This window comes from Flagellimonas meishanensis (assembly GCF_019880545.1).
Classification (GTDB): Bacteria; Bacteroidota; Bacteroidia; order Flavobacteriales; family Flavobacteriaceae; genus Flagellimonas; species Flagellimonas meishanensis.
This window is the reverse complement of record NZ_JAINVW010000001.1, coordinates 702,661-729,227: the sequence shown is the minus strand read 5'-3', so window position 1 is coordinate 729,227 and position 26,567 is coordinate 702,661. Positions and strand designations below refer to the sequence as shown.

General features: G+C 42.8%; 29 protein-coding genes. 11 read left to right on the top strand and 18 right to left on the bottom strand.

What is annotated here, in order from left to right; genetic code table 11:
- Window positions 1-64: 64 nt before the first annotated feature.
- The 5 genes from K7G75_RS03230 to K7G75_RS03210 form a co-directional block, all read right to left on the bottom strand.
- Window positions 65-481, bottom strand: coding sequence for a hypothetical protein (locus tag K7G75_RS03230; protein ID WP_222982723.1), 417 nt, complete (start codon window positions 479-481; stop codon window positions 65-67).
- Window positions 481-708, bottom strand: a complete 228-nt coding sequence (locus tag K7G75_RS03225; RefSeq protein ID WP_222982721.1) for an AtpZ/AtpI family protein — start codon at window positions 706-708, stop codon at window positions 481-483. The genes K7G75_RS03230 and K7G75_RS03225 overlap by 1 nt, the downstream gene beginning before the upstream one ends.
- Entirely contained in the window at window positions 686-1,120 is a 435-nt protein-coding gene (locus K7G75_RS03220; RefSeq protein ID WP_222982719.1) for a bactofilin family protein, read from the bottom strand. The genes K7G75_RS03225 and K7G75_RS03220 overlap by 23 nt, the downstream gene beginning before the upstream one ends.
- A gap of 7 nt (window positions 1,121-1,127) precedes the next feature.
- Window positions 1,128-3,680, bottom strand: coding sequence for a type IX secretion system periplasmic lipoprotein PorW/SprE (gene porW / locus K7G75_RS03215; RefSeq protein ID WP_222982717.1), 2,553 nt, complete (start codon window positions 3,678-3,680; stop codon window positions 1,128-1,130).
- Window positions 3,681-3,798: 118 nt separating this feature from the next.
- Window positions 3,799-4,809, bottom strand: a complete 1,011-nt coding sequence (locus K7G75_RS03210) for a GlxA family transcriptional regulator (protein ID WP_222982715.1) — start codon at window positions 4,807-4,809, stop codon at window positions 3,799-3,801.
- Window positions 4,810-4,920: 111 nt separating this feature from the next.
- Here K7G75_RS03210 and K7G75_RS03205 point away from each other — a divergent pair, with 111 nt between their 5' ends.
- Genes K7G75_RS03205 through K7G75_RS03190 form a run of 4 tightly spaced genes read left to right on the top strand, consistent with a single transcriptional unit; the run spans window position 4,921 to window position 6,636 of the window.
- Entirely contained in the window at window positions 4,921-5,247 is a 327-nt protein-coding gene (locus K7G75_RS03205; protein ID WP_222982713.1) for a hypothetical protein, read from the top strand.
- The gene (locus tag K7G75_RS03200) at window positions 5,237-5,563 is read left to right on the top strand and encodes a TfoX/Sxy family protein (protein ID WP_222982712.1); all 327 of its coding nucleotides are present in this window, start codon (window positions 5,237-5,239) and stop codon (window positions 5,561-5,563) included. Before K7G75_RS03205 ends, K7G75_RS03200 begins: the two co-directional genes overlap by 11 nt.
- 6 nt (window positions 5,564-5,569) lie before the next feature.
- Window positions 5,570-6,229: a DUF2461 domain-containing protein gene (locus tag K7G75_RS03195; RefSeq protein WP_222982711.1), complete on the top strand. Its 660-nt coding sequence runs from the start codon at window positions 5,570-5,572 to the stop codon at window positions 6,227-6,229.
- 38 nt (window positions 6,230-6,267) lie between these two features.
- Window positions 6,268-6,636, top strand: a complete 369-nt coding sequence (locus K7G75_RS03190; protein ID WP_222982710.1) for a nuclear transport factor 2 family protein — start codon at window positions 6,268-6,270, stop codon at window positions 6,634-6,636.
- A gap of 53 nt (window positions 6,637-6,689) precedes the next feature.
- Here the strand turns inward: K7G75_RS03190 and K7G75_RS03185 are convergent, their stop codons facing one another.
- Both K7G75_RS03185 and K7G75_RS03180 read right to left on the bottom strand, forming a co-directional pair.
- Window positions 6,690-7,385, bottom strand: a complete 696-nt coding sequence (locus K7G75_RS03185) for an ABC transporter ATP-binding protein (protein WP_222982709.1) — start codon at window positions 7,383-7,385, stop codon at window positions 6,690-6,692.
- Window positions 7,386-7,394: 9 nt separating this feature from the next.
- Window positions 7,395-8,864 carry a DUF5687 family protein gene (locus K7G75_RS03180; protein WP_222982708.1) on the bottom strand — a complete coding sequence of 490 codons (1,470 nt, stop codon included), beginning with the start codon at window positions 8,862-8,864 and terminating at the stop codon, window positions 7,395-7,397.
- A gap of 118 nt (window positions 8,865-8,982) precedes the next feature.
- Here K7G75_RS03180 and K7G75_RS03175 point away from each other — a divergent pair, with 118 nt between their 5' ends.
- Entirely contained in the window at window positions 8,983-10,032 is a 1,050-nt protein-coding gene (locus tag K7G75_RS03175) for a ferredoxin--NADP reductase (protein ID WP_222982707.1), read from the top strand.
- A 25-nt stretch (window positions 10,033-10,057) separates the two neighbouring features.
- On the opposite strand, the gene K7G75_RS03170 is transcribed toward K7G75_RS03175, so the two are convergent.
- Window positions 10,058-10,849 carry a patatin-like phospholipase family protein gene (locus K7G75_RS03170; RefSeq protein WP_222982706.1) on the bottom strand — a complete coding sequence of 264 codons (792 nt, stop codon included), beginning with the start codon at window positions 10,847-10,849 and terminating at the stop codon, window positions 10,058-10,060.
- Between the two features lie 301 nt (window positions 10,850-11,150).
- Between K7G75_RS03170 and K7G75_RS03165 the strand changes: the two genes are divergently transcribed.
- The 4 genes from K7G75_RS03165 (at window position 11,151) to arsM (ending at window position 14,567) form a co-directional block, all read left to right on the top strand.
- Window positions 11,151-11,843, top strand: coding sequence for a TIGR04282 family arsenosugar biosynthesis glycosyltransferase (locus K7G75_RS03165; RefSeq protein WP_222982705.1), 693 nt, complete (start codon window positions 11,151-11,153; stop codon window positions 11,841-11,843).
- A 193-nt stretch (window positions 11,844-12,036) separates the two neighbouring features.
- On the top strand, window positions 12,037-12,372 hold the full coding sequence (locus K7G75_RS03160) for an arsenosugar biosynthesis-associated peroxidase-like protein (RefSeq protein WP_222982704.1): 336 nt from the start codon (window positions 12,037-12,039) through the stop codon (window positions 12,370-12,372).
- Between the two features lie 35 nt (window positions 12,373-12,407).
- Window positions 12,408-13,496 carry an arsenosugar biosynthesis radical SAM (seleno)protein ArsS gene (gene arsS / locus K7G75_RS03155; RefSeq protein WP_222982703.1) on the top strand — a complete coding sequence of 363 codons (1,089 nt, stop codon included), beginning with the start codon at window positions 12,408-12,410 and terminating at the stop codon, window positions 13,494-13,496.
- Between the two features lie 102 nt (window positions 13,497-13,598).
- On the top strand, window positions 13,599-14,567 hold the full coding sequence (gene arsM, locus K7G75_RS03150) for an arsenosugar biosynthesis arsenite methyltransferase ArsM (protein WP_222982702.1): 969 nt from the start codon (window positions 13,599-13,601) through the stop codon (window positions 14,565-14,567).
- Between the two features lie 170 nt (window positions 14,568-14,737).
- Here arsM and K7G75_RS03145 read toward each other — a convergent pair whose 3' ends face one another.
- The gene (locus tag K7G75_RS03145; protein ID WP_222982701.1) at window positions 14,738-16,084 is read right to left on the bottom strand and encodes an amidohydrolase family protein; all 1,347 of its coding nucleotides are present in this window, start codon (window positions 16,082-16,084) and stop codon (window positions 14,738-14,740) included.
- A 326-nt stretch (window positions 16,085-16,410) separates the two neighbouring features.
- Here K7G75_RS03145 and K7G75_RS03140 point away from each other — a divergent pair, with 326 nt between their 5' ends.
- Complete coding sequence (locus K7G75_RS03140) at window positions 16,411-17,031, top strand: TetR/AcrR family transcriptional regulator (RefSeq protein WP_222982699.1); 621 nt, start codon at window positions 16,411-16,413, stop codon at window positions 17,029-17,031.
- A 293-nt stretch (window positions 17,032-17,324) separates the two neighbouring features.
- Here K7G75_RS03140 and K7G75_RS03135 read toward each other — a convergent pair whose 3' ends face one another.
- From K7G75_RS03135 to K7G75_RS03120, 4 genes are all read right to left on the bottom strand, one after another.
- A complete protein-coding gene (locus tag K7G75_RS03135) occupies window positions 17,325-18,245 on the bottom strand; it encodes an SMI1/KNR4 family protein (protein WP_222982697.1) in 921 nt (306 codons plus the stop codon).
- 251 nt (window positions 18,246-18,496) lie between these two features.
- A complete protein-coding gene (locus tag K7G75_RS03130; RefSeq protein ID WP_313777803.1) occupies window positions 18,497-19,546 on the bottom strand; it encodes a glycosyltransferase family 9 protein in 1,050 nt (349 codons plus the stop codon).
- Window positions 19,530-20,135: a DUF4254 domain-containing protein gene (locus tag K7G75_RS03125; protein ID WP_222982695.1), complete on the bottom strand. Its 606-nt coding sequence runs from the start codon at window positions 20,133-20,135 to the stop codon at window positions 19,530-19,532. The genes K7G75_RS03130 and K7G75_RS03125 overlap by 17 nt, the downstream gene beginning before the upstream one ends.
- 37 nt (window positions 20,136-20,172) lie before the next feature.
- Entirely contained in the window at window positions 20,173-20,967 is a 795-nt protein-coding gene (locus K7G75_RS03120; RefSeq protein ID WP_417949948.1) for a hypothetical protein, read from the bottom strand.
- Window positions 20,968-21,144: 177 nt separating this feature from the next.
- Between K7G75_RS03120 and K7G75_RS03115 the strand changes: the two genes are divergently transcribed.
- Window positions 21,145-21,366, top strand: a complete 222-nt coding sequence (locus K7G75_RS03115) for a DUF6341 family protein (RefSeq protein ID WP_222982692.1) — start codon at window positions 21,145-21,147, stop codon at window positions 21,364-21,366.
- On the opposite strand, the gene purD is transcribed toward K7G75_RS03115, so the two are convergent.
- The 5 genes from purD to K7G75_RS03090 all read right to left on the bottom strand — a co-directional run bounded on the left by purD (window position 21,361) and on the right by K7G75_RS03090 (window position 26,567).
- Complete coding sequence (gene purD, locus K7G75_RS03110; RefSeq protein ID WP_222982691.1) at window positions 21,361-22,632, bottom strand: phosphoribosylamine--glycine ligase; 1,272 nt, start codon at window positions 22,630-22,632, stop codon at window positions 21,361-21,363. The two genes, K7G75_RS03115 and purD, sit on opposite strands and share 6 nt — an antisense overlap.
- 51 nt (window positions 22,633-22,683) lie before the next feature.
- Entirely contained in the window at window positions 22,684-23,652 is a 969-nt protein-coding gene (locus tag K7G75_RS03105) for a UDP-glucuronic acid decarboxylase family protein (RefSeq protein WP_222982690.1), read from the bottom strand.
- Window positions 23,649-24,692, bottom strand: a complete 1,044-nt coding sequence (locus tag K7G75_RS03100; RefSeq protein WP_262420230.1) for an MraY family glycosyltransferase — start codon at window positions 24,690-24,692, stop codon at window positions 23,649-23,651. Before K7G75_RS03100 ends, K7G75_RS03105 begins: the two co-directional genes overlap by 4 nt.
- 114 nt (window positions 24,693-24,806) lie before the next feature.
- A complete protein-coding gene (locus K7G75_RS03095) occupies window positions 24,807-25,505 on the bottom strand; it encodes a WecB/TagA/CpsF family glycosyltransferase (protein WP_222982688.1) in 699 nt (232 codons plus the stop codon).
- Between the two features lie 45 nt (window positions 25,506-25,550).
- Window positions 25,551-26,567: a polysaccharide deacetylase family protein gene (locus K7G75_RS03090; RefSeq protein WP_222982687.1), complete on the bottom strand. Its 1,017-nt coding sequence runs from the start codon at window positions 26,565-26,567 to the stop codon at window positions 25,551-25,553.

Genomic DNA, 26,567 nt, shown 5'->3' with positions numbered 1-26,567 from the left:
CGGTGCAAATGTAAGCCATTCTCTTAAAAAGAAAAAAGCTTTCAAACTTTTATTTTAAAGGATCTTAGGGCTGCTTTTCCCTGTCCTTTTGCTCCATGATTTTCATTAGTTTGGACACGAAATAAGTCTCCCAAAAAAGTGCGAGCGCATAGGGGACAAAAAATGCTGCAAATTCCAGTTTGGAAAGTTCGCCATCTTGCTTGTAGGTAGGATAAAAAAGAAGAAAGAAAACCACAAACTTTACAAAGCTTCCCGACATAAACAAAAAGCCTATTTGATTTCTGAACCGCTCCCGAAAACGATACAACAGCACAAAAATGAGTGCGGCCAAAAACCCATTGACCACGTAGGACTGAATGATCAAATTGTCGAAAAGCGGATTTCCCCGCATATATAAAATGAACAAGTGGACCGCAAATGAAACAAGTAATGAAGCATCCAATAGCAGCAAGAACTTGGCGGTCAGATTTAGTTTTGTCATCAGTATTTAATCCTTTTCAACTGTTGCAAAACTAGCCAAATTGAAATTGCCACTCCCGCAAGCGTGGCAATAACGGTGAAAATATTTTTCTCATTTTCATATTGGGCATCCAACCATTTGCCGCCTTGTACGGACAAATAGATTATGATACCCATCTCAAAGGCGATGCCGGTGAGTATGGCTGCGTTTTTAAACTTTTCCTTTTTAGGAGATTTTTGCGGGTTCATTGGTTTTGGTCGGCTCCAATTTTGGTGCTACGCCGGGTGAAGGTGCAATGGCGCCTTTGCCCATGGTGCAGGAGGCATTGAACGTGGCTCCGGGCTCAACGGCCAGTTTGGTCACGCTAACGGTGCCCTCAATAACCGCCGATGCCTTCAGCGAGAGCAGGTCCTTTACAATGAGCTCTCCGTTGAACTTTCCTTCAATATCGGAATTTACGCATTCCACTTTGCCCTTGATGTAGCCATCTTTGCCAATGACTACTTTTCCGGATGTCTTTACATTGCCTTCCAATTTTCCATCAATTCTGAAATCGGCTTCGGAAGTGATGTCTCCTTTTATCTTGGTGTTCTTTTCAATTCTGTTGGGTTGTCCTCCAAATTCGTTCATAGGTCGAGGTTTTTTGTTGTCAGAAAACATTTGTGTTCTAGGGTTTTGGGGTTAAAATTTGTGCTTTGTACGTGTCTAGGTTTTTGTGTACTTGAATGATTTTATAATTGTTGGATAAAACTACAAAATTCTCATCTTTGATGCGGTAGTCCCTATTGTTTTTTATGAGCTCCGCAAAGCCCAGGGCAAAATCCCTGGATCTAAATCCGTGTACCACCACAAATTGGTCTTCCAGATTGTAAATATCCTTTGAAACCGAATTTTTGTAGTTCAGATCATCCAGCACTTCCACCAACCGTTCTTTCAATAGTAACGCTTTTTCGTTGTCCCTTATTTTAAACGGGAACACCACTTTCCAATTTCCAGTGCCGGAGGTTCCGGTTTCAATTGAAAAATCGGTTGCCTGTAATTTTGGCAATTGGTTGGCCACCATGTCCTCCGCCTTTTTGCCCTCGGGATTGTTGGGATAGGTCAAGGCCACGTAATTGAGGGCCTCCTTGAAAGCCTCAAACCCTTGAAGCCGGCCTATGGCATTGGCTTTCAGCATTTCGAACTTTGGCACGATGGGGTCTCCGGTAAATTTGCTGATATAGGCCTCTGCCTGGGTAATGACCTGGAGATATTCCTGTTGTTCATACAATTTGTAAAGCGCCACGTATCGCGCATCGGGGCTGTCCGTGTTTCCCTCCAATACGGCCTGTGGGTTCAAAAGAATTTCAGCGTAGCGGGTATCAGGATGGTTTCTGATGATGTCCTGTCTCATGTTCTGCGCCAGTGCACTCCCCGATTCTTCATAAATTTTGAATAGGTTGTATTTGGAGGGCAAAATCAACCGCTCTTCGGGATCGGATGCCAAAACCCGTTCCAGTTTGGCCGCTGCCAAAAGGTTGTCCTTGAATTTTTCCTTATATATAAGTCCAAGCTGATAATTGGCAAAATTTCGTTCTGCCCTTAAACTGTCGATCACGGAAACTTCTGTGGGTACCTGTTCCAGATAAAAATCGATGGAGTATTTTTGGTCTTCGGTGATTTGTTTGGCCTGTACCGTGCCGGCCACTTCTTCTCCAGTGGCCTCGGAAATCAAGATCTTGTTCTTGTTGCTCCAACGCCAATCATCCTCCAAAGCCCTACTTCCCCATCGGGTTTTAAAGTCATTCTTTCCATAACCCAGGCTGGTAATGTTATAGAAATAGAACTTGCCCTGGTTCTCCTTGCCGCCCTTGCTCTGGGCAAAGGTTGCGAAACCGGCCGTGGTGCGTTTCAATTCCTCTTCCGCGGCTGCCTCTTCCTTTCTTTTCAACTCAGCTATGTAGTCCTCAAAATAGGCTGTGCGCTCGGCCTCTGGCATTTCATATAGGGTGATAACACTGTCCGCATATTGTACCACATCCTCATATTGGATCACATCTTCCAAATTGTCGAGTTTCTTCTTTATGCTCCTATATGTTTTCGTGTTTTCGGTAAGGTTGGTAAGCGTGCTATCGTAGTAGGCCCCTGCGGTTTTATAGGCATCCTCTTCAAAATAATATTCTGCTAGGCTTTCGTAATTGAGGGCATTTAGTTTACGTTCGCCCTGGGTTGCCCTTAAGGATCTGTTATAATAAACCAACGCTAGGCTGTCGGATTGGTTCATTAAATGAAACTGTGCTATTTCCCTATAAATCTTATCCAAAAAGGGCCGGTTTTCCCTGTTTTCCTCCAAATCGGTTAGGTATTCCAACATCGCTTCCCTGTTGGTGTCGGTAAGCTCCGTATTCTGGATTTTTTTCAAATGGGCATTCACCATGTAAACCCTAGGAGATTTTCGATTTAAGTCAATGACCTTATCAAAGGCATAATTGGCACTGTCCCTATGCCCCAATTGATTGTACAGTTGCCCAATGATGAACAGGTACCTTCCCTTTTCAGCATTCTTTTTTGTGTAGGCTTGGGCTATCTTAAGTTTTTGGATGGCGGTGTCCGGAGCATTGAGGTTGATATAGCACTGCGCCAAAACAGCATTGGCATCCGCATATTCCTGTTTTTTCAGTGACTCATATTTAAAAAGTCGCTTAAGGTTTTTAATGGCAACCTCTGGATTATCCAGCCGCATATTGGTTTTTTCCCGCCAAATGGTGGCCTCGTTCAGCTTGTTGCTCTCCGCATACTTTCGAAGGATATAGTTAAAAGCCTCAAGTGCAGGTATGTAGCGCTCATCAAAGTAGCGGGCTTTGCCCAAAAGCAGAAAAGCCTCGTCCGTCTGGGGGTTGCGCTCCTCGTCCTTTATGTCCATGCTATGCTTTTGGATGGCCTTTGTGGCCTTCTCCTCGGCCCGGATAAAGTTGGGATTGTTGTCCTCGGAATCCAATTTGATTTCGTTGGACACCTGAAGCCGTTCCACGGGCAATATTTCCCAAAAATCATCACGGTATGTAGCATTCAATTCCTCACGGCCCTGTTCAAAAGCAATGTTGCCATTGTACAAGGTGTTGTACTTGGTGTTCAGGGCATGCCAATTGCGATTGACAAAACCGTCTTTTTGCGTGGAACAGGAACTAAAAAACAGCCCAACAAAAGCGGTTGCGATAAAAAGAAATTTCCGAAGCTTCAAAATCAACGTTGATCGTGTGTATCCTTAACTAAAAAAAACGTGGATTATTATAGGGGTTATCGACAAAATACAAGTTTTTTTTATCCCTTCGCCATTTTGCCGTTTTCGTGCATGTGCATTAGAGCATGGCCCGCTCTAAGTTGGCATGTTGCCTATTGTATTTGCTGCGATAGGCGACTGGGGAAAGGCCAACATATTTTTTGAAGACGGTACGAAAGGCTTTCTGGTCCATGTATCCCACTTGGTACATGACTTCGTTGATGTTCTGGCCCGTGGATTCCAAACTGCGTTTGGCGGCCTCTATCTTTACCCGTTGAATGTATTCCAAGGGTGTGTTCTGGGTGGCTTTCTTAAACCGTCGGACAAAGTTTCGATTGCTGATGGCATATTTTTCGGCCAATTCACCCACAGAAATTTTGTCCTGAACGTTTTTCTCGATATAGCTTTGTGCCTCTTTGATGGCTTCATCTTCATGGTCCTTCTGCCCCTGAAAAATGGCAAACTGGTTTTGGTCCTTTCTGTCTATTTCTATCTCAAAGTATTTGGAAATATGGATGGCAGCAGCCCTGCCACAATATTTTTCCACCAAATGGACCATCAAATTCAAAAATGAAAAGGCACCCCCACTGGTGTATATCCCATCCTCTTCGGTCACAATCTTATTGGAGACCAAATGCACCTTTGGGAACATTTTTTTGAACACGTCCATAGCAGCCCAATGCGTGGCGCACTGTTTGCCATCAACCAGGCCTGTTTTTGCCAAAACGAAGGCGCCCATGCACATGCTGGCGACCTCGGCCCCGTTTCTGCTCCGTTGGTCCCTGATCCATGGAACAAATGCCTCATTCTGTTCCAAATCCTCCATGAGTTTGTCCGGTCTAAGGGCGGGAATCATTATCAGATCGGTTTTGTGCGTCTCTTGGACTGTGCTGTCGCAATGAATGCTGAAAAGTCCTTCGTACAACGACTGATCATGGTCCAAACCCACCAAGTGGACATCAAAATAATTGTCGTTTCGCATTCCCGACTGAATCAAGAACTGATTTGTGGCCATTAATATCTTATAGGGACCCACCACACTGCTCAATATGGAATTCCCCCTTGGCACCAATATGCTAACATGCTTCATAACCCTTTGCTTTGATGTTTTAAAGATACTGGTTATTGTTGGCAGAATCAACCCTTAAAACTGGCTTGTTCTGCCATCTTGATGCGGAAATCCCTTTTGTAGCTTTGATGCATGGCGTTTGAAAAATTCTTGGAAATCCGGAAGGTAATGTGTGCCGACCACCCTTTGGTCACCGAGGGCAACATGATGCGCTCCCCAGCCATACATTATGCTGGAAAGGTGTTTGCCTTTTTCTCACGCAAACATAAAATGGTCTTCAAGTTGGGTACAGATCATTCTTTTAATGTTTTGAATGTTCCGCTTTCCGAGTTCAATCCCTTCAAGAACAAAAAACCGTTGACAGGTTGGTATGAACTGGATTTTGAACATCATGAAAAATGGGAATTGCTGGCCCAGGCCGCACTGGAGAAAATAAAACTGGACACACATGGGAAGTAAAGGGGACAGGGCCACATCTGAAGGTCAGCTGGCCGCCGATCTACTGGTTTCCAAGCTTGGGCGGATTGAGGGTGTGACTATCAAAAAGATGTTTGGCGGCCATGGTGTTTTCCACCAGGGAAAAATGTTCGGAATTGTAGATTCGAAAGGAATTGTCCATTTTAAGACCGATGATTCGTCATATGGAAAATATGAGGCTCTTTTGTCGAAAAAACATGGTAAGATGCCCTATCATTCTGTTCCCGATAAAATCTTGGACGACCCGGAAACCTTATTGGTATGGGCCAAAGAAGCCATTGAACTATCAAAAAAATAAAAACAAATGATCAATGCCCATTACAGTTCATTCTTTAAAGAACTGACACTTAACAATAACACGGCTTGGTTTCAAGCCAACAAGAAGAGATACGAATCGGATGTGAAGGGTCCGTTTTTGGATGTGCTTGAAGAATTGCTTCCCACACTACGGAGTTGGGACAATCGAATTTTTGCCGATCCCAAAAAAGCACTGTTCCGCATCAATCGGGATATCCGGTTTTCCAAGGACAAATCCCCTTACAATACCATTATGAAAGCCGGTTTTTCAGCGGGTGGGAAAAAATCGGAGCTGCCCGGGTACTACTTGGGCATCGATGCTGAAAGTGTGCATGTGGGTGGAGGTCTTTTTATGATGACTCCTCCCTTATTGAAAAGGGTTAGAACGTTCATCGCCGGGGATACGGATACTTTTTTGTCCATTGTGGAATCCAGGTCATTTGCATCAAGCTTTGGGAGATTGAAAGGGGAAAAGGCCAAGCGCCTGGATAAGGAATTGATGCCGGCGACCGAAAGAACGGATTTGGTTTTCAACAAGCAGTTCTATGCCATGGCCGAATTTCCTTTAGAGCCGTTTTATGGTTCGGAGCGACTGGTCGGGGAAATACTCGACCATTTTGAGGCCGTTAAGCCCCTAAATTCTTATTTGGATGGGGCACTGACCTAATTTGAAGTTTATTTATTAATCATAAAAACAGAAACAAGATGACTACACAAGAAGTTGCAGACAAGCTAGTGGGCCTTTGCAGGGAAGGCAAGTATGATCAGGCGTATGGCCTTTACGCCAAGGACGCCGTAAGCATGGAAATGCCCGGAGTGCCCAATGAGGTGACCAAAGGATTGGACAATATTTTGAAAGGCTTTCAAGAATGGGCGGGCAATATTCAAGAGGCACATGGTGGAACGGTTGGTGAACCCGTGGTCGCAGGCAACCATTTTGTGGTGCCCATGACGAGCGATGTGACTTTTAAGGATGGCCGAAGGGTGAACATGGAGGAGCTTTGCATGTATCAAGTTGAAAATGGAAAGATCAAAAAAGCTTCATTTCACTACGATCCTTCCACCATGTTTTAAAACCATAACTGCAAAGGGCGCCTGAAAACCGGGTGCCCTTTTTTATCCAGACTTTATCCGGCAAAAAAGGCTTCCAATTCTTTTAAGGTTTGGTCCGATGTTGCCATGTCCTTGACAATTTTTCCTTTGTTCAGCACCACAATGCGCTCGCAGACCTCGGTGACATGCATCAGGTCGTGACTGGATATCAAGACAGTAACCTCCTTGTTTTGGGTCAATTCCTTTATAATGGATTTTAACCTGATCTGGGTGGTGGGATCTAAGTTGGCAAAGGGTTCATCCAAGATGACCACCTCGGGTTTGCCGATAAAGGAAGCCACTATTCCTGCCTTTTTCTGGTTTCCTTTGGAAAGGTCACGTAAATATTTCTTCTGGCCCAGAATCTCCCCGTGGAAAAAATCCTGGAATCGGGCGAGCAGTGCATCTACGTCGGCCTTGTTCCTGCCGCGAAGCTCCCCCACAAAATAGAAGTATTCTTCGGGGGTAAGATACCCAATAAGGAAACTCTCATCAATAAAGGCAGAAGTGAACGGTTTCCAGGCTTCACTTGTGTTCACTTGGATACCGTTGTTGATTATGTTACCTGAGCTGGGGCGTATCAAATCCAACATAAGGCTAAAAAAGGTGGTTTTTCCAGCTCCATTGTTGCCCACCAATCCAAAACTTTGCCCTCTTGGAATTTCAAGATGCTCAAGGTCCAACACCGTCTGGGAGGCGTAGGTTTTTGTCAGGTTCTCTACGGTTATCATAGTATTGTATTAGCCGTTTTTTTCTTTAAACCCGGCAATCATGCCGTGTTTTTTTGTGTGATATTGTTGTGTAATCAAATGGGCCAGTTTGGTCCTAAGGGCCAGTCCTGCTATCCCTAAAAGGGAAAGGGCAATTACAGCCACTTCCAAGGAAAACAGAAAATAAAGCCCGCTAAATAACAAAATGGGCAGACCCAAAATGGGCAATATTATCAAAAACTGTGTGGCACTGGTGCCTTGCATGTTCCCGAAGGGGCTCTTGTCCAAATCAATTCTTTTTTTGTTGAACGAGCCAAAAAACAGAATCACCGGAATATTGACCCCGAGGTTGTAGAGGGCGGTGGCAAAATTTATCGCCAACACATCCCATCCAAAATAGGCATAGGGAATGGTCAGCAAGAACATGACAACCACACTCACGGAAATTAGCAGCACCTTGGATTCGAGATATTTCCGCAGCGGAATGTTCTGGGCCATCATCAAATTATAATAGGCGCTGTCCCAAGCAGGGATGAACTGCCCAAAATTGGTCAAAAATATCCCTGTCATAAGAATTCCTAGGAACGCATATATGGAATACATCTGGGCATATACTTCTTGCGTGTAAAAAATCAATCCGTAAAAAACAAAAAGCAAGGAAATGAAGACCTGTGTCTTGGTGCGCTTGTTACGCCAAATCAATTTAAGGTCCAGCTGTAAAAATGGGGCCATGTCGCCAAATCTTTTTGTCCAGGTCAAGTCTGAGGCCTTGGCCTCGGTCTTCTTTGTCCTTAAAGATTGATCCAACGAAATTCTATCCTTTAAAAAAGAGAAATTGACAACATAGGCCAACAACGCGAGTGCTAGGGGAATGAAAACTGTGAATGGATAGGCATACAGCCCATGAAAAATGGGCCCAAATAAGGCCGTTACGGACCATATCTCAAAATAGTCCAGGGCCAAAAGCAGTATAATGGAACCCCCGATCAAGATCAATGCCTTTTCACTTTTGTTCACCAAAAAATTGATATAATTAATGCTGAGCACAACCCCAAGAATGGAAACAAGCCAAACCATTACATTAATGGGGGCATAACCCTGGTATAGCAGTACCATTCCAAAGGGGATAAAAAAGAAAAGTGCCATAAGGTTGTAGGCAGATACGCCCGAGCGGGCCAAAATATAGTGGGCTATTGTACTTTTTTTGATGGGCAACAGCAGTAAGGGCTTAATGTCCATAACGGGAAGCTTTTGCATGAAATATCTGAAAAACAGTTCTGCCAATACCCAGTAGACCATATACTGGCTCAATGTCCACATGGGGCTTGCCTCCGGAAATATCTTCTTGAGCAAGAAATATAGGCCACCCCCTGTGAGCACAAGGATCGCCAATATATAAATGGCAAAGAAACCCATGAGCAGTTTCAGGATCAGACCCTTGCCCATGGAAGAAGACCTGAAAAAGGACTTCCATTGCAGTTCGATGAATTGTTTGAACATGTTGGCGGTTTTCGTTTGGTTAGTATAAAGAACCATAAAAATGTTACATTCTGTGTCATTTTCGGGAAACTATCCTTTAGAAAAGCATGGAATCCTTAGTTTTGCAGCAAAAAATTTTATGAGTGATTTCCATGCGCTGCAAGTTTCTGCTGTAAAGAAATTGACCCCCAACTCGGTTGCCATTACATTTACCGTTCCCGAATCCTTGAGAAATACGTTTTCCTTTAAAGCTGGGCAATACATCACCATAAAACATCAAATGAATGGACAGGAAATACGGCGTGCCTATTCCATTTCCTGCGCTCCATCCTCGGGAATATTGACAGTCGGCGTAAAAAAAATGCCAAATGGTATGTTTTCTGTTTACGCCAATGAAATCCTAAAAGAAGGTGATACTTTAGAGGTAATGCCCCCGGAGGGTCGTTTCATTTTTGAGCCAGCTGGAAATCCAAAGAACATTATCGCCTTTGCAGCAGGAAGCGGTATTACTCCCATAATGAGCATTGCACAAACCGTATTGGAAGGTCATCCAGAAAATGTTTTTGTTCTGGTTTTTGGAAATCAGAGTCCCTCCGAAACCATGTATCTTGACAGTATCCGGCGAATGAAAAAACAATATACCGATAGGTTTTTTATTCAGCATGTTTACAGTAGGACTCGAGAGGAAGGTGCCTTATTTGGCCACATTGAACGCTCCACTGTCAATTTTGTGATCAAAAACCAATTCAAGAATATCGTATTTGATGCGCATTATCTATGTGGCCCAGAACCCATGATCAATACCGTCAGCGAAATTCTTATGGAGCATGGTGTTTCCAAGGAAAAAATCCTATTTGAGCTTTTCACCAGTTCCGACAGTGAAGATGTGCTGGCTGAGGAACTGGAGGGAAAAACCCAAGTGGAGGTCGTTGTGGATGATGAGACTTTTTCCCTTACCATGGACAAAAAACAACTTGTGCTTGATGCCGTCCTAAAGGAAGGCATTGACGCACCCTATTCCTGTCAAGGCGGTGTATGCAGCAGTTGTATTGCCCGTATCAAGGAAGGTAAGGCCGAAATGGTAAAAAATCAGATTTTGACCGATGGCGAAGTGGCCGAGGGGTTGATCCTTACCTGCCAGGCACATCCATTGACACCCACTTTAAAGTTGGATTATGATGATGTGTAGTGTACAAACTGGCTGGTTTCTCCGCTTAGGATAAGGCAATTTCCAGGATTCTGCTCCCGTGTTCATATCCTATGGTGAACGCATTTTCAATCCCTTTTTTGTCCAGAACACCTATTTTTTCCAATTCTTTGGGCTCCATGTACAGGTCGCATTCCCTCAATTTGCCGTGATTGGAGGCATAAATCATCAAACTGGTGACCCTACCGGCCAGTTGCAATGAGTTTTTTAGGTCTTTTTTTTGAACCTCCCCGGCAATGGAAACATTGCTCCCGATTATATAGTCCGTTTGACCATCCAGATATTCTTTGGGAAAGTTGTTCATGATGCCTCCGTCCGCAAAAAGGGACCCTTCAATTTCCACTGGGCTGAACACAGGAGTCAATGCTGCCGAGGCCAGTAAGGGTTTGATCAGCTCTCCAGAAGTAAAAACACGCTCCTCGCCCTTTAGCAAATCCGTGGCCACAACAAATAGTGGTTTCCTTAGACCCTCAAAAGTGTCCTTTGGAAAATGTCTTTTAAAAATCCCAAAATAACGTTCCGTATCAATAAACCCGGGCTTGCCTATGGCAAAAAAGCTGTATTGAAAGAGTGGTGTGTCCTTAAAGAACTGAAGCATCTCCTCTACCTTGTTCCCATTGGCATAAAGAGCTCCAACCAGTGCTCCGACACTGGTTCCCGCCACCATTTGGGCTTCCACACCGTGTTCCTGCATGGCTTTTATCAAACCGATATGTGCCATCCCCCGGATTCCTCCTCCGGAAAGCACCAAACCAATGGATTTTGCATGCGAAATTTTCATGTGCGTGTCAATGGTCATGTATAGACCCCATAAATTTACCGCCTTAGTCCCGAAAACTGTTATTTTTCAAGTTTATTTTAATGCTATTTTACCGACCGATGAGTTTGTATTTTGTTCTGCCCATGGCCTTTTGCGACTTTCATCGAAATGTTTCTGTGCTTTATCCCTATTACTATAATTGGCTCATTATCAGAACCGACCCGGCAGTCTGTTTGTTAAATTTTTTGCAGAGCAGGAAAAAATGTAATTCCACACCCATGTTTTCGACCTAAACTATGCGCATAATATTGTAAGTTTAGACTAATTCTACATCGAATAGTTGAAAGAATCTATCCAAGATACCGCTGTTCTCATTTTTGCGAATTCCGCATCCAGGGATGCCATTGCCAAAAACATGCTCGCAAAGGCCGCCCTATTCGATGCCATGACCCTCCAAACATTAAAGGTGGTCAAGGCTACCGGACTCCCATATTTTCATTTTACGGAGAATGAGCAACAAGGCTGGACGTTTGGACAGCGTTTTGCCAATGCCGTCCAATCCGTTTATGCCAAAGGCTACCAGAATATAATCACCATTGGCAACGATAGTCCCCAGTTAAAAACTTGGCACATAAAAAAGGCCTTTTATGAGTTGCAGCAGGGGAAAACGGTTCTGGGGCCCGCTTTGGATGGTGGATTTTATCTGATGGGTATGAACCGTTCCCATTTTGATGCCTTTTCCTTTTCCAAGCTCCCTTGGCAGCGTTATGGGCTTCGTGCCGCAACGGAGAAAATGTTCATAGGCTTGGGGAATGCCATTTTTAGGCTTCCCATATTGCAGGATTTGGACAGGGAAGCCGATATTGTTCTGCTATCGCACCACGTGAACAGCATAGCTGGAAACCTCATCAAGCTACTGAAAAGCTTTGTTAAACGTACAAGACAAGCTTTCCATGCCCCTGTTCCCATCTTGGAACGCATAAATGTTGGTCCCAATCATAACAAGGGCTCTCCAATACTTCTTTTTCACTGAAATTTCCAACCACGCGGCTTGATTTCTTTTGGATGACCCAACAGGCTCATCTTTCAACGGTGATTTCAACACTTTTTGATTACAATAGAAGTATCCAAATGCAGGGTGCTTTAAAAAAGAGAGGATTGCACCACGCTTGGTTAGGGAACACGTAAGAATCCAATTAATTATACCAATCATTATAAAAACTATCATGGCAGATACCTATTACAATCCGGCAGACCTGAGAAAGTTCTCCAAAATCACCGAATGGAGTGAGGAACTAGGCACCAAATTTTTTGACTATTATGGAAAGGTATTCGAGGAGGGTGCGCTCAGTGCCCGGGAAAAATCCTTGATCGCACTAGCCGTGTCCCACGTGGTCAAATGTCCCTATTGCATTGATGCGTACACAAAAGATGGTTTACAGCGTGGGGTCACCAAAGAGGAAATGATGGAGGCGGTTCACGTGGGCGCTGCAATCGAAAGCGGGGCCACCTTGGTCCATGGCGTGCAAATGATGAACAAGTACAACAAATTGTCCATGTAAGCTGTCATCAAAACTATAATTGAAATTAATATTTCATGGGAGAAAGTATAATGCCACAACTTAAGAAAGCGGCCAAGAAATCGTTGAAGGCCAGGGAAAATGAGCTGGCAAAAACCAACAAGCAGCTCGAAATTCTCAACGGCGGTCTATTTGCCGATGGCGAGCTTCCCTTTTTCAAGGACAAGATTTCAGAAATAGGACAGTTTCCGTTGCGGCCCAAGCCGTTGGAGATATTGCAGATAAATGTGGGCTACATGTGCAACCAGGTGTGCGAGCACTGCCATGTGGACGCGGGACCTGACAGAAAAGAGATCATGACCCGGGAAACCATGAAGCAATGCCTTGAAGTAATTCGCAATACTGGAGCGCACACTTTGGATTTGACAGGCGGTGCGCCCGAAATGAACCCTGACTTTAGGTGGTTTGTGGAGGAGGCGGCCAAGGCGGGCATCCAAGATTTCATTGTCCGCTCCAATTTGACCATAATCCGAGCGAACAAAAAATATCATGACCTTCCGGAATTCTTCAAAAAGCACAATGTGCACGTGGTTTCGTCCATGCCACACTATACCAAGGGGAAAACCGACAAACAACGGGGCGATGGCGTTTTTGACAAATCAATAAAAGCGTTACAGGAACTGAATGCCGTGGGCTATGGTCTGCCAGACAGCCCCTTAAGGTTGGACCTTGTATACAATCCGTCGGGTGCATTTTTGCCCAGTGACCAGGGCGCTTTGGAAAAGGACTTTAAAAAAGCGCTCAAGGAAGACTTCAATATTGATTTCCATAATCTTTTTGCCATAACCAATCTGCCCATATCCCGTTTTTTGGATTATCTCATTGCTTCGGACAATTATGAGGATTATATGTACGCCTTGGTCGATGCCTACAATCCCGCTGCCGTAGCGAATGTAATGTGCACCAACACCATATCGGTAAGCTGGGATGGATGGCTGTACGACTGTGACTTTAACCAAATGCTTGGATTGAAAGTGGCCAGCAAGGTAAAACACATCAAAGATTACAATGAGGACATTCTCAATGACAGAAACATTGTTATATCACAACATTGCTATGGATGTACAGCAGGTGCGGGAAGCAGCTGCCAGGGTTCCGTAGCCTAAAAACAACAAACACGATGTTTTCTCGAGCGCAGTCGAGAAAACATCAAAACAACACTATTAATTAGGTCTCCACTGCGCTCGACCTGACAAAATTTTTAAGCAATGAGTTATTTGAACGCTACCCATGACCTTTATAAAGAGGCAGCCATTACGCCCGATGTGGGCCTTTGTTGCACCACCAATCCCATTTGGGAATTGCCCGGCCTCAAAATCCCAAAGATCATGCAGGAAATGAATTATGGCTGCGGCAGTACCGTACATGCAAGAGATCTTACCAATACCCCAAAAATACTCTACGTTGGAGTTGGAGGCGGTATGGAATTGCTTCAGTTTTCCTATTTCAGCAGGCAAAAGGGAGGGGTGATTGGAGTGGATGTGGTTGATGAAATGTTGGAGGCCAGCAGGAAAAATTTCCAGATTGCAGAGGAAGAAAATGATTGGTTCAAATCCGAGTTTGTGGAACTTAGAAAAGGAGATGCCCTAAATCTTCCAGTGGAAGACAACTCCATTGATGTGGCTGCCCAGAACTGCCTTTTCAACATTTTTAAGGAGGACGATTTGAAACGCGCCATTGAGGAAATGTACCGGGTGCTAAAACCGCATGGCAGACTGGTTATGAGCGACCCTGTTTGTGAACAGGGCATGAACGATACCCTCAAAAACGATGATCGGCTCCGGGCGCTTTGCCTAAGTGGAAGTCTTCCCATTAAAGATTATGTAAAGGCCCTGACCGATGTAGGCTTTGGCACCATTGAGATCCGTGCGCGGAAACCCTATCGCATTTTGGACCCCAAACATTACCCAACAGAAGAGCTGGTGTACATTGAATCCATAGAAGTGGCTGCGATAAAGGATCCCATGCCGGATGATGGTCCGTGTGTTTTTACCGGCAAAGCGGCCATTTACTATGGTGGGGAAGATTATTTTGACGACCAAAAAGGGCACGTGCTGTTAAAAAACCAGCCGTTGGCTGTTTGTGACAAGACCGCAGGTGCTTTGGGCGCTTTGGGCAAGGAGGATATCTTTATCAGTGAATCCACGTTTCATTATGACGGTGGAGGGTGCTGTTAGTTTGGCCTGATTTCCCATAAAGATTTGGGGTTCACTTATCGGTCTTATGTATAAGTGGTAGCGAATTTCCACTCACAGCTTTTCAGATGTGAATGGATCTTTGTTTTATGTTTGAACTTTCATTTTATCACTTAAATCGCTATTAATTATACAGCTTTTTGGCGGTAGTTCTAATTGGTAATTCTAGTTTGTTTTTTCCCATTTTTGTATACTGAATGTATTGATAGTGTGTTCGAAATCGATTCCAAAGGGTTTTTATTCAACAACAAAAAGTCAGCTAATTTTCCAACTTCAATTGTTCCTAATTTGTCTGAAATGTTTAACATTTTTGCTGCGTTTCGAGTGGTCATTTCAATTATTTTCATTCTGTCCATTCCACCTAGTTCAAGTAACTGCATTTCCTCATGAATACTATAGCCGGGTAAAATAAAAGGATTGCCAGAATCAGTACCGGAAACCATATTCACTCCAATTTCAATGAGCATTTTCATGTCATCTACCTGAAATTTGATTATTTCTTTAAGTGTAGGGTTTTCAAATGAATAATTATCCTTATAATATTGAATACTTTCTGCGGCGCGAGCTTTGAACAAAAGATTGGTCAAATTTTTAAAATTTTCTGGGTCATAAATTTCTAATAGTTCTGAAGACACCCATTCAGGATGGTTTGGGTAAATCATACTTTTATCCAACATCAAAGTTGTAACCCACGAAACATTCATTTCGCGTATTTGTTCTAATAATCGTTTGTCACGCAAAGAATCAATATCAACTCCTGTAAAGTGGACAAAATTAGAAATACCCGCATCTAGGGCCATTTTTAGCTCAACATTATCACTGATGTGGGCAAAAACTCTCGTTTCATTCTTTAGCGCTTCATCATTTATTTTATTAATTATGTTCTGTTCAATTCTTTCAGAAAAAGGTGGTTGCACACCATCCTCTATTACCAGCTTAATTCCTTGGATAGGCTCTAAGTTTACTTCCTTTACCAGCTGTTCAATTTGAACAGTATCTGAGATAAAATAAATGTTTTCCCCATTACGCCAAACCCCTGAAGAGTTTGCATAGGAAGGATGTTTGCCCTCTACTGTAAATATTTGACTAGTGTAGTAAATTCTTGGCGCAGGAATAGAATCTTGACTTGACAAATCCCTCATCTGAGAATAATAATCGTTTGTGGCAATTTTACCTCCAGGGACAAAAATTGAAGTTACCCCAAAATGAATCAACTTCGGAAACTCATCTTGATAATTTGAAATATGTACATGAGAGTCGAACAAACCTGGTATTAGGTATTTATTGGAGCCATCAATTGTGTTTCGCTTTTGCTCAACCCTATCCGAATTGATAGATTCAATAGTATTCTCTTTTATATAAACATTTACGCCTTTCCTAATTTCAGAGCCGGTTCCATCAATCAAATTGACATTTGTAATTATTAAGTCATATTCTTCCGCTTTTTCAGAAGAACAGGCCATTAAAGAAAGGAGAAATATTAAGCTAAGTATTTTCATTCATCTAATTACCGCCAACCTTTAAGGATATAGACTCGATTCAATGCTTTATTATCCGGCGGTAGGTGAAGTTAGGAATTTTAAAAGATTAAGTCCAGATGAAATGGACCAATGCCCCATTTCCATTGACATTCATTCACCCCGTAAAACATCCCATTAAACCGACCTCTTGGTCGGTTTTGATTTTTTAAATCGTGAAAATCTTTAATTTTTGGGCACTTAAACGATTTTTCCTACAGCTACGTCCCAAATTCTTCAAAGCAAGGCCAATCCGTAAAATCTTTGTAACAGACTTGACGGTCCAATTCAACCTAAACCCAAATCCTATGAAAACAACCTTGAAAAAACGGGAAACCATGCACATGCTGTGCTTAAAAGGACTGGAACTTTTCCATAACAAAGGTTTTTACAATACCAGCCTGGATGATATTTTAAACGAATTGTCCCTTTCCAAAGGGGCCTTTTACCACCACTTCAAATCCAAGGAGGATTTTTTCATCAATATTGTGCAGAACCTCGTGGTCCAAAAAGTATATGCCCTGTTGGTGGAGCCGCTGCACACCCAGGACAATCCCTTGCACGTGATTGTGGATAGCCTGGAAAGGGCCCTGGAACCGAGCAAGGGCAACGAAATGGCCTATGGCTTTATGCTGAATGATTTTTTGACCGAGTTCAATAAACGGAACAAAGAAATCCATCGGTATTTAAAGGATATCCTGAATGTTTGGGAAGTAAACCTCATCTCCGTACTGAAAAAGGGGAAATTGGATGGCCATATTGCCCGTCACGTGGATTGTGAGGGCGTTGCCACCTATATAATATCCTCCTATCTGGGCATGCGCTCCCTATTAATGGACAATAGCAACGAAGGACAGCTCAAATACCAGTACATCCAACAGCTCAAACAGTACTGCAAGGTGTTGTCAGAGCAGGAATCGCTTGCCTAGCCCTCAAGCAAGGAGAAAAGTTCTTCAACCACCTCTTCAGGTTTTATGGTGCCCATAGCTTTTTCATACCCTTTGGGAGCCTTGTTGCCATAAACCGAAGTAGGGGAACTCGAGATTTTATTTTCTATACCAATTTCATTATAATCCTAGCGGATGGGTAGTATAATAATTTCCTTGAATTCTTTAAAATTTGCCTTTTGCGCATGATATCATCTCCCAATATGGCAATGGCTGCACCGCAGGTGAGGAAAGTACATTGCATGGTCGTGTGATTTGGCTCTTTTTATAAAAAACTAATAGAAGCTGTATTTTTCTCGAAACTCAGAAAACAATTCCTCGGTCCTAATCGCCTCTGCCATCATTTCATAGTCAGGATAATGTTTTTTTGCAGACTCAATACACATAAGTACATTATCAAAATCTTTCATTTCATTATAAACACAAGCAGCATTAAAGTAAATTGCCGGATTGTCTTTTGCATGTATTAAACATTTATCCAAAAAATAGTTGTTTAATTCCTTGTCTACTGGTAATCCCGTGTTATCATTTTGAAGAAAATACAATACGTTGCAAAATATGCCTAAATATGCGCTTCTTACTTCATCAGGTACATCAAAATACTCTTCACATGCAATATTTACCCCTACTTTGAACAAATCCAATGATTCCTTAAACAACCCTCTTTGGCCCAATTCCAAAGCTTCATTCCCTAAGTTGGTGATAAACCAGTTTTCCATAAAAATTCCATCGATCCAGTTTTTATACCAAACTAAAAAATCATCCCCAATACAATAAGGCTCTTGGCAATTTGTCCTGCCATCAAACCAAATTTCTCCATTGGAACCAGTAATTTTTAGCCAAGTGAATAGGCCACAGCCATTATGAGAAATCAAAAGTTCTCCGGGATGTTCCGTTTCATCATCGGTTTTATCGTTTAAACTCTTTATTGGATGATGCCATCCAGCTCCATTACGTGCTTCTTCCAAAGAATACAACCCATAAGACGGGCCTGCTCCCCCATTTCCTATATTCTTTAGGTAATCGCGATAACCTTTTGGAAGTTTTACACCCTCTTTTTTTTCAAACGCGAGAATATCAGACTCTTCTAGTGTTGGGTTAAGTTCGTATTTGTGCACACTTGAGCCAAATGCAATCAAGGCGGTGTCATTTTTTCTTAAGAAAGAAAGTTGTTTAAGTATTAAATCAAAATCCATAGTGCAATGGTTCTTTATTATTTTGCTTTATCAGCAGCCGAGCCAATATGATTCTATCTTTGAGTATCTGTGGGTTGAAGTTGGCAAGTTTTATTGCAAAAAATTAATGGGGATTGGTCAATAGCCGTTATCAATTGACAAATCCCCCGCATTAATTGATAGAAACATTCCAGTAATTTGGATAGTGAAGATCTTCAATTCCAACAGCTCAAACAGTACTACAAGGTGTTAGCCGAGCAGGAATCGCTTGCCTAGCCCTCAAGCAAGGAGAAAAGTTTTTCAATCACCCTTTCGGGTTTTATGGTGCCCATGGCTTTTTCATACCCTTTGGGAACCTTGTTGCCGTAAATTGACGTGGGGATCAATGGATATTGGACCCTATCGGCCAATAAGGCATGCTCCAAGGGCTGGCCAAATGGATAAAACCCTGCATAGGGGTGGGTAACTCCCCATAAAGTGATTACCGGAATGCCATAATTGGCTGCCATGTGCGCATTGCCACTATCCATGGAGAGCATCACATCCAAATTGGAAATCAACTCCAACTCTTCCGACAGTGACAGACTCCCAGCGACATTTGTTGCGTGTTCGAACCCTATGGAAAGCTCATCTAGTATTTGGGTTTCTTTTTCACCTCCCCCAAACAGTAGAATTTTATACTTTTCGGTACCATTACAGGCTTTCAGGATTCCTTTCATCAAGTCCAAGGGGTACATTTTGCCCTCATGCGCAGCAAATGGGGCTATCCCAATCCATTTTTTGGTGTCCTTTCCAACCACTTGCACCACTTTTTCAGACAGCCGCTTTCGTTCCAAAAATTTTGCCTTTGATAAATCAATGGGAAATCCCAATTCCGCAAATACGTCTGCATAGCGCTGATGCGTGGTCTTCAATTGTTCAAAAACCTTGTCTTTTTTCCTGGTCAAGGCCTTCTTTTCCCTGCGTCCCTTATCAATTTGGGCAAAAGGGATTCGCTCCAAGGTAAAGTAGCGCTTCAAAACATTGCTTCGCAATACGTTGTGCAAATCGGCCACAGCATCCAAATGCAACGCTTTCAACGTCTTGTACAAACGCCAAAGTCCCACAAATCCCTTGTGGGCGCTTTTCACATCAACATGGTGAACCGTTACGCGTTCCAATCCTGAGAAGATTGGGGCAAAATGTTTCTTGGTAAGAATGGTCAAGTGCAGTTCTGGATAGTTTTCGGTGAGACAACGAACAATGGGCACTGTCATGGCAACATCGCCCAAGGCAGAAAGCCGAATGACCAATATATGGGTCGATTTACCCCTTTTGCCCACGGAGCACCGGGTTTAGTTCGTCGTCGTTGTACATCTTCATTTGTTTATAGACCTTCATGTACTTCTTCCCGGCTTCAATATCCGCTAGCAGTTGATCAATGGCCGAGGAAAGGTCCTTCTTCTGTTCCAAAAGTACGGCAAGTTTTTCCCTACATTTTGCAATATGCTCTGGTGAGGCATCAGTCCGGTCCGCTTCTTCGCGCATATGGTAGATCTTCAATGCCAAAATGGAGAGTCGGTCAATGGCCCATGCAGGACTTTCTGTGTTTATGGTAGCGTTTTCCTTTACGTGCACAGCGCTATACCTGTCCAGAAAGTAGCTGTCGATATATTCCACCAAATCGGTACGGTCCTGATTGCTGGCATCAATCTTTCGCTTCAGCTCCAACGCGGCAACAGGGTCGATGTTGGGGTCTCGGATGATGTCCTCATAATGCCATTGCACCGTGTCGATCCAATTTTTACGATATAAAAGATGCTCCACTTTATCCTTTGGATACGGATTTACAAAATCTTGGTACACATCGTCCTTAATGTGATACGTATTGATGCTTTCTTCAAAAATCTTAAAGGCGAAGGCACTGAACATGGTGAACAAATTTGAGGCAAAGATATTGCTTTATCGGTTAACGGTTCAACTCAATGACCAAAAGCAATACAGGGATGAAGATGCAGAGGGCCAATACCGCCTCACGTATTTTTTCCCTTTTGACGCTTTCCAAGAAATTGGCCAAAAAAATGGATGCTGGGAAAAAAGTGAACAAAATGGTGGAGGTTTGGTCACTGTTCAGCACATCAAGGAGCAATCCCAGAATAAAGGCCATGAACACAACACGCAGTGAAACCAACTTTCCACCTCCCTTTTTTCTTGTTCTCATAAAAACAAAAAGGATTGCCAATAACATCAATAGCAGATATACCATAGCTTTTGGCCTAAATAACCATGCCAAGGGCTCATTGAACAAAAAATCAAGCGAAAATTGGTACTGGTTACCAAAAAAAGAAAGGTTGTCATATACTATGAACAATGTGAGGGTAAGAATAAAGAGGGTGGCCAAGGCCACTGGTGGCACCAGCCAGTTCTTGAACGTTTTTCCATCATAGAGGTTAATGACCAAAAAGACCAAAATCAGATAAATGAGGGCCCAATCAAAAAAAAGACTGGCAACCCCGATCAAAAAAGTGGCGTCAAAAATTTTGTGCTTTACATTTCGCAAGGAACGTATGCCCAATAAACGCCAAACCGCCAACATCAGGAAAAAGTTTGAAAAAATGGCGTTCTTGTCTGAAAGCGTGTCCGAAAAGGCGGGGAGCAGCAACACAAAAAAGAGCATGGCAAAGGAGTTGAAATTGGTGACCTTTTCGGTCCGCACCATTTCATTTATCACAAAAATGGACAGCAATAGGGCTACAAACCCCATAATTTCGAGGGGCAGGAACATTTGGGACCAATCCCCCTTCAGTGAAAAAAATAGGCATAACGCATAGAGCCCCAACAAAAAGCCGGATAGGACAAAATAATTTATGGGTTTAGTTTTTGCGAAAAAGCTTGAAAACATCCTATCTTTTGCTACTTTTGTAAAGTAAATATAGCCAAGATGAGCAAGTTTTTTTACGGTATAGAAGACTTATTTGTAAACTACCTTTTTGCCCCTTATGATTTCTTCCGTTTCATGGAAAATTGGTGGGGTTCCAACAGCATCAATTGGATATTCTTTGTCATCGGGTTCGTGGCCATGGTCTATTGGATGAACCAACTGAAAATTTTCAACGACAATGGGGAAGAGGACAAGAGCATTAGCTCACACTCGTACCTATAGGTCAAATCCGAGGTCTTTTCTGTAGTACATCCCCTCGAAATGTATCTTTTGTATGTTTTTGTAGGATGTTTCAAGGGCTTCCCTAAAATCCCTGCCAAAAGAAGTGATGGCCATAACACGGCCGCCATTGGTGACCACTTTCCCGTCCACCAGTTTGGTGCCTGCATGGAACACTAAGGATTCACTGACGTTCTCCACCCCAGTGATTACCTTGCCCTTCCCGTAGGCTCCTGGATAACCTCCTGAAACGGCCATTACCGTTGTAGCGGCGCGCTCATCGATTTCAAGCGTTATATCCCCTAAAGTTCCATTGGCCATTGCCAAAAGTACTTGGACCAAATCAGTTTTTAGCCGCGGAATCACGACCTCTGTTTCCGGATCGCCCATCCTAACATTGTATTCGATTACCTTGGGCTTTCCATTCACTTTGATCAATCCAATGAATATAAATCCCACATAGGGCAAATTATCCTTTTTAAGCCCCTCTACGGTTGGCTTAACGATTTCTTTCTCCACTCTGTCCAGAAAATCCTTATCGGCAAATGGAACGGGGGAAATGGCGCCCATGCCACCGGTATTCAGACCCGTATCCCCTTCCCCGATTCTCTTGTAGTCCTTTGCGGTGGGCAATATTTTGTAATCATTGCCATCGGTCAATACAAAACAGCTGAGCTCAATGCCATCCAAAAACTCTTCTATGACCACGGTGGCACTGGCATTCCCAAATTTGGAATCGACCAACATGGATTTCAGCTCTTTTTTGGCCTCTTCCAAATCATTTATGATCAAGACTCCCTTACCCGCTGCCAAACCGTCTGCCTTGAGGACATAGGGTGGATTAAGGGTTTCCAGAAAGGAATATCCCTTCGTCAAGGAATCTGCGGTAAAACTCTGATAGGCCGCAGTCGGGATTTGATGCCTCATCATAAATTCCTTGGCGAATTCTTTGCTTCCCTCGAGTGCGGCAGCGGCTTTCCGCGGTCCGATCACGGAAATTTTCTGCAGTTCATCATCCTCGAGAAAAAAGTCGTGGATTCCGTTCACCAGTGAATCCTCGGGCCCAACGACAACCAGAGTGATGTCTTCTTTGAGAACAAGTGCTTTTATGGCCTTAAAATCATTGACCCCAACCTCTACATTGGTGGCGATATTGGCTGTTCCGGCATTACCAGGGGCAACAAAAAGTTTGGAGGTTTTTGGGCTTTCGGAAATTTTAAGGGCAATGGCATGTTCGCGGCCACCAGAACCCAAGACCAAGATGTTCATAAATGAAGGTTTTGTCAAAAATACGGCTAGATTAAGATTTGCCCAGTCGTTTCAGGAGAAATCTCGGTGTGTTTGCCACAATTCCTCTTGGGAAAGTCCCTTGAAGTATTCATAGGCCTTCTTTAACCCCACTGATCGGTGCACTTTGGGCTCCCAATCCAAGATTTCCTTGGCCCTTGAAATATCGGGCTGACGTTGAGCAGGATCATCCTTTGGCAGCGGCTTGAAAACAATTTTCTGATCCGTCCCCGTCAAATTGATTATCTCTTGTGCAAATTCAAGAATGGTGGTCTCATCCGGATTGCCAATGTTCACGGGTTCCACATAGTCGCTCATCAACAGACGATAAATGCCCTCAATCTGATCATCGATATAGGTAAAAGAGCGTGTTTGTGAACCGTCCCCAAAGACAGTGAGGTCCTCTCCCCGGAGCGCTTGCCCCATAAAGGCGGGGACTACCCGACCGTCGTTCAATCGCATTCTGGAGCCATAGGTGTTGAAAATACGAACGATACGTGTATCCAAACCGTGATGCCTGTGGTAGGCCATGGTAATGGACTCCATAAAGCGTTTCGCCTCGTCATATACCCCTCTGGGCCCAATAGGACTTACATTGCCAAAATAGTCCTCACTTTGCGGATGCACCAAAGGATCGCCATAAACCTCCGAGGTCGAGGCTACCAAAATACGGGCCTTGTGGTCCTTGGCCAATCCCAAAAGGTTTAATGTGCCCATGGACCCAACCTTTAGGGTCTCAATGGGAATCTTCAGATAATCGATGGGACTCGCTGGAGATGCAAAATGTAGGATATAATCCATTTTGCCAGGTACATGGACGAACTTGGTTACGTCGTGATGGTAAAACTCAAACCTTTCTAAATGGAAAAGATGTTGAATATTCTTCAGGTCGCCGGTAATGAGATTATCCATCCCTGTCACGTGGTGTCCTTCCGCAATGAACCGGTCACAAAGGTGTGAGCCAAGAAATCCGGCAGCGCCTGTTATTAGGGTTTTTTTCAATTTTTTTTCTTTTTTGAAGCAGCTCCTTGTTTTCCCTTCAACGCCTCTATCTTCCGTTTAAGGAGGATTTTTTGCTTCAATGTGGTAAAATTATAATTGTATTTAAAGAAGATATATCCAAGAAAAATAACGACACTGACAAGCATTATTACCATTCCCAAATTTTTGGCCTTACTCCCCAAGATTATAAAAAGCACCACAAAGATCAAATTAAAACAACCTATAATGAAGCTTGCTTGTTTATGAGACAATCCCCAAAAATCTATTAGCACATGGTGAATGTGGTTTCTGTCCGGAGAAAATGGCCCTCTTTTGTTGGCAATTCTAATGGTGAATACCCGAGCTGTATCAAAAAGCGGAACAATCAAAATACTAATGGCTATTAAGGGAGCATTTTCCAAAAGAAATGGCAATCCTTCATAAGACTCTGGCTTTAGTGCCAAGAACTTCAGGGTCAAAACACTGATTATAAAACCAACAATAAGAGATCCTGTGTCCCCCATAAAGATCTTCTTATCCGAAGACACATTGAATCCAAAGAAGGCCATCAAACATGCATTCATAATTATAGCCGTCAATGCAAAAAAATATTCTTGCGACAAATAGAAAATAGTGGTATAGATAATCATAATCACAATACCAACTATTGAGGCCAGACCGTCTATGCCGTCTATTAGATTGTAAGAGTTTATGATGGTGAGCATAACAAACCCGGCAATTCCCAAATAAAGAAAATACGGGATTTCGTAAATGTTAAGGAAACCATTCAAGGATTCAATGGTAAAACTTTCATTTGCTAACACAAAACTTATGGCAAGAACTTGTGCCATTAGTTTTGCTCCAGGAGTAAGTATTACCAAATCATCCTTGATCCCAACAAAAAAAAGAATAACCAAGCCAGGCATCAAGTAAGTGGCTTCTTCGAAAAGACCTTTTTCGTTTATAAAAAATAAAGCCAACATAATAGTATAGAAAAATGCAACGCCGCCCATGGTAGGTGTCCTCGCAAGGTGCGAACTCCTATGATTAGGATCATCCATGAGCCGTTTTTTCTCGACCACCCAGATAATTTTGGGTATGGTAAGGTAAGTCAACAAAAAAGACCCAATAAAGACCAATATGGCGGTTTCTAGGAAATACAATACTCAAGTAAATTATATTTTATCAAATATAACCTTAATCAGGAACTTGGCTAATGATGTTTGCCTTGAAATCCTGGTAGGTTCTTTTAACAGTCGATAAAACCATTCCAGACCGAGTTTTTGGAAGAAGACCGGCGCACGTTTTTTCAGACCCATGTACACGTCAAAGCTGCCTCCCAGGCCCATATACAGTGCAGGATAATGAGACATCAATTCATTCATTAGCAATTCCTGCCTAGGACTACCCATAGCGACATAAACTACATCAGGTTTTTGTTGTTTCAAGTCTTCCACTAATTTTTCTTTATCTCCCTCCTTTAGAAAACCATCTCTATAGCCAGTGACTTTCAATGCTGGATAATCTGATTTTAGCTTGGCGACAGTCTGTTCTATAACATGTTGAGTTGAACCCATCAAATAAATGGATTTGTTTTTATGGTTTTTTTTGATAATGTCCAACCAAAACTCAGCCCCGGCAATCTTAACAGAATCCAATCCTTTTCTTTTCAACGCCCAAACGGCACCCATTCCGTCTGGATATCCAATGTTGCTATTGATGATTTTGTCCAGTACCTTGGACTTCTTGTTCAGCTTCTCGGCATTAAGCGCCACAAGAATTTTCTTTTGATCGTTTATATATTCTAAAAACTGTTTTTTAGATGTAAACGCAAATACCCGTTTCCCATTGATAGGACAACTTTCAATTTGCATAGTTGTATCAGATCATTTGATAGGGAACAAAATTACCACTAATTATTATTTTCCATGGAGTATTAGAAAATCTAAATCTGAGTACGTAGAATACCGATTTTGCTCCACCGTTTTTTCGATAAACCGTTCAAGTTTATTTAAAGAGTACGCTGAAAAAGCCTTAGGATGTCCAATCAACACAAAGTTCCTATTATCTTTAGAGGATTTTGCGTATTTCTTAAATGCGCTTTCTATCAAAGAAGCCTTATAACCATCCACGGAAACGACAGAATAGGACCATGTGGTCAACAAACGTAAAATTTCTTTTTTTGATGAGGACAAGGCAAGTCCATCACCAAAGGGTTTGTCCTGTTTTGCCCTGCCCAATTTCTGTAAGGAGAACTTCCAAAAGAAAAATGGGCTTACACGAATGGAGCTGATGGGTAATTCCAAAAAATGTCCATTCTCATCCGGTTCGGTTAAGTCATCGGAAAAAATGTAGGCGTCTTGAAAAGGTCGAACTTTTCTAAAATCAAAAGCCTGGTTCTGAGAATCGTAAAATCCCTGAGGATAAACCGTGCTATCTATAAATACTTTGTTGGCCTCCAAAGCTTTTTTAATAGGTTCAAATGGCTGAGCGGACCACCCTCCTGCCCTATAAGCCACTGGAGGCTTCCCAGAAATTCTTTGTAGAATTTGGGTATATCTCGTCACAATTTCCATCACCTCGTTATCAGCAAAGTCTTTAAGTTTATACCTTTTGGTGTCAAAAATCCATTTTGCGCCGTTAAAGTATGAGTCTTCCCAGTGAGGGTGCACGTGCAGTTCTATTCCATGTCCTTTGTCCGCCAGAAAGCGTATTTGCGTGCAGATTTTTTCATAATCCCTTTCCAGTTGAGCATGTTTTCCTTTCTGACCTTCCAATTGTGCCAGGTAGCCCACATCAACAAAGCAAGTAAACTTAATTCCATGTCTATCCGCTACTTTTATAAGTGCCTCAGTGGGCTTAATTATACAATTGTCCAGAGTACCGCTTAGACTGCCAAAAAAAAGTTCATAGTCCAATGTAATAAAAATATCCAA